The sequence below is a fragment of the Mycobacterium sp. TH-M25 genome (assembly GCF_057473665.1).
This window is the reverse complement of sequence record NZ_JBYCLA010000418.1, coordinates 1-3,836: the sequence shown is the minus strand read 5'-3', so window position 1 is coordinate 3,836 and position 3,836 is coordinate 1. Positions and strand designations below refer to the sequence as shown.

The window sequence follows — 3,836 nt, the reverse complement described above, 5'->3', positions numbered from 1 at the left end:
TAGGAGTGCAAAGTGCACCCACCGGCGGCCGGTGGTGAGATCTTCCCGATTTCTCCCACCCGAAGGTGCGAAATGCACACAATGTCCTCCGCGGAATGCCGCTTACGACCAGCCATCTACCCGCACCGTAACCACGACTGCGTCTATTTCTATGTCATCCTTTACTTTTGGATGAGTCATAGTACTCCCTCTAGAACGCTTAGTGACGTGACAGAATCGTACACCGAATGCGGAACATGGAAGTGCGTGATGTGCACCATAGCGTGTTAGGTGTCTCGTGTACAAAATGTGGACAATTGATGCATGTCAAAAGATTTGACAAATTAATGATTGCTCGCCAATGCGAAGTCGCTCATGACGCATTCCTTACGGGCGGCCCAATCACGCGGCTACAAAAAGGCTCGTATCACTAGAGCGGAGTCGGTTTGCTTGAACTTCTGGTCACGACGTCCATCGAACGAGCCGAGTCCGTGCCCAAGCGTTACCCCGAAGAGTTCCGCCGCAAAGCGCTCGACTTGGTGGCTGCCGGCCGCCCCACGGCTGGCGCAACAAAAGCTGATCGATACCAGGCAAGTGCCTGGCCTCAATCGTGCCGAACACGCCGAGCTCAGCGCTGCCAATAAGGGCATCCGCGAGCTGAAGACCGAAGTGGCGATCCTCGAAAGGGCCCGTGAGCTGTTGCGGGAGCCGCACGACCTAAAAGGCAGTAAGCGGCCATAGCGACGATGGCCGCGGAAGGACTTCCCGTGCAGAAGGCGTATCGACTGCTCGAGGTCGCCGAGTCGGGCTCATTTCGGCAACCGGATGCCTAGGGCGTGGCTTGCTCACCGTGATGCTCAGACAACCAGTACCCTCAAATACGTTCAGAGTCGAATCATGGGCATCGAAACCGAGTTCGGTGTCACCTGCACATTTCACGGTCACCGTCGGCTGTCCCCGGATGAGGTGGCCCGCTACCTGTTCCGCCGAGTGGTGTCCTGGGGCCGCAGCTCCAATGTGTTCCTGCGTAACGGTGCGCGCCTGTATCTCGACGTGGGCAGTCATCCCGAGTACGCCACCGCCGAATGCGACAGCCTGGTGCAGCTGGTCACCCATGACCGGGCCGGCGAATGGGTGCTGGAAGACCTGCTCGTTGACGCCGAGCAGCGGCTCGCCGACGAGGGCATCGGCGGCGACATTTACCTGTTCAAGAACAACACCGACTCGGCGGGCAACTCCTACGGCTGTCATGAGAACTACCTGATTGTGCGCGCCGGCGAGTTCTCCCGGATCTCGGATGTGCTGTTGCCGTTCCTGGTCACTCGCCAGCTGATCTGCGGGGCCGGCAAGGTGCTGCAAACCCCCAAAGCCGCGACCTTCTGCCTGTCCCAACGTGCCGAGCACATCTGGGAGGGCGTCTCCTCGGCGACCACCCGTAGCCGACCGATTATCAACACCCGTGACGAGCCGCACGCCGACGCCGAGAAGTACCGGCGGCTGCACGTCATCGTCGGCGACTCCAATATGTGCGAGACCACCACCATGCTCAAGGTGGGCACCGCCGCGCTGGTGCTGGAAATGATCGAAGGAGGCGTCGCCTTCCGTGATTTTTCTCTGGATAACCCCATCCGCGCCATCCGCGAGGTCAGCCATGACACCACTGGGCGCCGGCCGGTGCGGCTGGCCGGCGGGCGTCAGGCCAGTGCGCTGGACATCCAGCGGGAGTACTACACCCGGGCCGTCGAGCATCTGCAGGCCCGAGAGCCCGACGTGCAGATCGAGCAGGTCGTTGATCTGTGGGGCCGTCAGCTCGACGCCGTTGAGAGCCAGGATTTCGCCAAGGTGGATACCGAGATCGACTGGGTGATCAAACGCAAGTTGTTCCAGCGCTACCAGGACCGCTACAACATGGAGCTGGCCGATCCGAAGATCGCCCAGCTGGACTTGGCCTATCACGACATCAAGCGCGGGCGCGGTGTCTTCGATCTGCTGCAGCGCAAGGGCCTGGCGGCGCGCGTCACCACCGACGAGGACATTGCGGAGGCGGTCGACACCCCGCCGCAAACCACCCGCGCCCGGTTGCGTGGTGAGTTCATCAGCGCCGCGCAGGCGGCGGGACGTGATTTCACTGTCGACTGGGTACATCTCAAACTCAACGACCAAGCGCAGCGCACCGTACTGTGCAAAGACCCTTTCCGCGCGGTCGACGAGCGGGTCAAGCGGCTGATCGCGAGCATGTAGCTATACATGGCGACCTCGAAAGTCGAACGGCTGGTCAACCTGGTTATCGCGTTGCTGTCGACCCGCGGCTACATTACCGCTGAAAAGATCAGATCCAGCGTGGCGGGTTACTCCGACAGTCCCACCGCAGAGGCGTTCTCCCGGATGTTTGAGCGCGACAAGAATGAGTTGCGTGACCTCGGCATCCCGCTTGAGGTGGGCAAGGTGTCGGCGCTAGACCCCTCCGAGGGTTACCGCATCAACCGCGACGCGTACGCACTCCCTCCGGTCGAGCTGACCCCGGACGAAGCGGCCGCAGTAGCCGTCGCCACTCAGCTGTGGGAATCGCCCGAACTGATCACCGCGACCCAAGGCGCATTGCTCAAGCTGCGGGCCGCCGGGGTGGACGTTGAACCCCTCGATGCACCGGTGGCCATCGCCTCTTCGGCTGGGGTGCCGGGTCTGCGAGGGTCGGAGGACGTTCTGTCAATCCTGTTGTCGGCCATCAGTTCTCGGCAGGTGGTGCAGTTTCCGCACCGGCCGTCGCGGGCGGAGCCCTACACCACGCGCACCGTCGAACCGTGGGGTGTGGTCACCGAGAACAGTCGCTGGTATCTCGTTGGCTACGACCGCGATCGCAACGCCACCCGCACCTTCCGGCTCTCCCGGATCGGTCCGGAGGTCACGCCGATCGGGCCGGCCGGCGCTATTGCCGTGCCTGACGGCGTCGACCTGCGCAGGATTGTGTCCGACACTGTCGCCGAGGCGCCGACCGGCGCGACCGCCCTGGTGTGGGTCGCCGACGGGCGGGCCACCGCGTTGCGACACGCCGGAAGACCCATCGGTGCTCGGCGACTGGGCGGCCGCGACGGCCAGGTGATCGGACTCGACATGGGATCCAGCGACCGGCTGGCCCGTGACATCGCCGGCCACGGCGCCGACGCCGTGGTGCTTGAGCCGGAGGCCCTGCGCGACGATGTGCTGGCCCGGTTGCGCGCTCAGGTGGATCGGGCATGACGCAGCTGTCCACCCGCCTGGTGCGGCTGCTCAACATGGTGCCGTACTTCCAGGCCAACCCGCGGATCACCCGCGCGGAGGCCGCCGCCGATCTGGGGGTGTCTGCCAAGCAGCTAGAGCAGGACCTTAACCAGCTGTGGATGTGCGGCCTTCCTGGCTACGGTCCCGGTGATCTCATCGATTTCGAGTTCTCTGGTGACACCATCGAGGTGACCTTCTCGGCGGGCATTGACCGGCCGCTGCAGCTGACGTCACCGGAGGCCACCGGCCTGCTGGTGGCGCTTCGGGCACTGGCCGACATTCCGGGGGTGGTTGATCCGGAGGCGGCGCGCAGCGCGATCGCCAAGATCGAGGCCGCGGCCGGCGCCCTCGGGCATGACGCCACCGGGTCGGCGCCCGTCGAGAGCCGCGCCGCGGCCGCAGTGCGCGCGGCGGTGCGGGACAAACGGGCATTGGCGATCGACTACTACTCTGCGTCGCATGACACGCTGACCAGCCGGATCGTCGACCCCATCCGGGTACTGCTGGTGGGTGACCACAGCTACCTGGAGGCCTGGTCGCGCGAAGCCGAAGGGGTTCGGCTGTTCCGCTTCGACCGGATCGTGGCGGCCCGCGAGCTG

Annotated in this window: 3 protein-coding genes; all 3 read left to right on the top strand. The window is 64.2% G+C overall.

Going from position 1 to position 3,836, the window contains the following annotated elements:
- Positions 1-804: 804 nt before the first annotated feature.
- Positions 805-2,220 carry a Pup--protein ligase gene (gene pafA, locus AC2VOU_RS14155; RefSeq protein ID WP_486957953.1) on the top strand — a complete coding sequence of 472 codons (1,416 nt, stop codon included), beginning with the start codon at positions 805-807 and terminating at the stop codon, positions 2,218-2,220.
- Between the two features lie 6 nt (positions 2,221-2,226).
- Positions 2,227-3,216 (top strand): helix-turn-helix transcriptional regulator, encoded by a 990-nt coding sequence (locus AC2VOU_RS14150; RefSeq protein WP_047316437.1) that lies wholly within the window; start codon positions 2,227-2,229, stop codon positions 3,214-3,216.
- On the top strand, positions 3,213-3,836 hold a 624-nt coding region (locus AC2VOU_RS14145; RefSeq protein WP_486957952.1), incomplete at its 3' end, for a WYL domain-containing protein. The genes AC2VOU_RS14150 and AC2VOU_RS14145, both read left to right, overlap by 4 nt.